The following is a 622-nucleotide window of genomic DNA, read 5'->3' as shown; positions in this document are numbered from 1 at the left end:
ATCCAGTTCGTCGACTACGTCCTGCAGCGGCTGCCGTTCCAGGTGGAGGTGATCCAGACGGACAACGGAGCCGAGTTCCAGTCCGCCTTCCACTTCCACGTGCTCGACAAAGGCATCGGCCACGCCTACATAAAGCCCCGCACACCGCGCCTCAACGGGAAGGTCGAACGCTCGCACCGTATCGACGGCGAGGAGTTCTACCGGCTCCTGGAGGGCGTCGCCATCGACGACGCCGAGGTCTTCAACGACAAGCTGCGCGAGTGGGAGGACTACTACAACTACCATCGCCCTCACGGCGGCCTCGGCGGCCAGACACCTTACGAACGCCTCAAGCAGAAGACCGCACCCCAGGCGTAAACGATCATCGTCGGTTGCACAACTAGATAGCTCGCGGTGTCGGTGACGATCATCTCTGGGCGCTTGCCGCCGTCGCGGTCGTAGAGGACGTCCAGCACGTACAGGGAGTCGCGCGGGGTGCCGGCCACGACCTTTCCGCCGAGCCCGGAGGCTTGGTCGTTGATCATGTTGAGCCAGGTGGCGCCGCCCCGGCGTCCGAAGTACTTCGGGTTCGGCCGCGCGTACACGCTCGGCACCGGGACAACGAACGGGTCTGCTGCACGAT

Annotated in this window: 1 protein-coding gene and 1 pseudogene; one reads left to right on the top strand and one right to left on the bottom strand. The window is 64.5% G+C overall.

Translation table 11 applies throughout. The annotated features are described in order from the left end of the window. Window positions 1–357: integrase core domain-containing protein (locus tag AQI95_RS42625; protein WP_159056720.1), on the top strand; the 357-nt coding region annotated here is incomplete at its 5' end. Between the two features lie 26 nt (window positions 358–383). Here AQI95_RS42625 and AQI95_RS42620 read toward each other — a convergent pair. Further along, a pseudogene (locus AQI95_RS42620) lies at window positions 384–622 on the bottom strand (Tn3 family transposase); the annotation flags it as partial.

This window comes from Streptomyces yokosukanensis (assembly GCF_001514035.1).
In the GTDB taxonomy this organism is placed as follows: domain Bacteria; phylum Actinomycetota; class Actinomycetes; order Streptomycetales; family Streptomycetaceae; genus Streptomyces; species Streptomyces yokosukanensis.
Note: the sequence above shows the minus strand (reverse complement) of the source record. Positions and strands in the feature narration are given on the sequence as shown.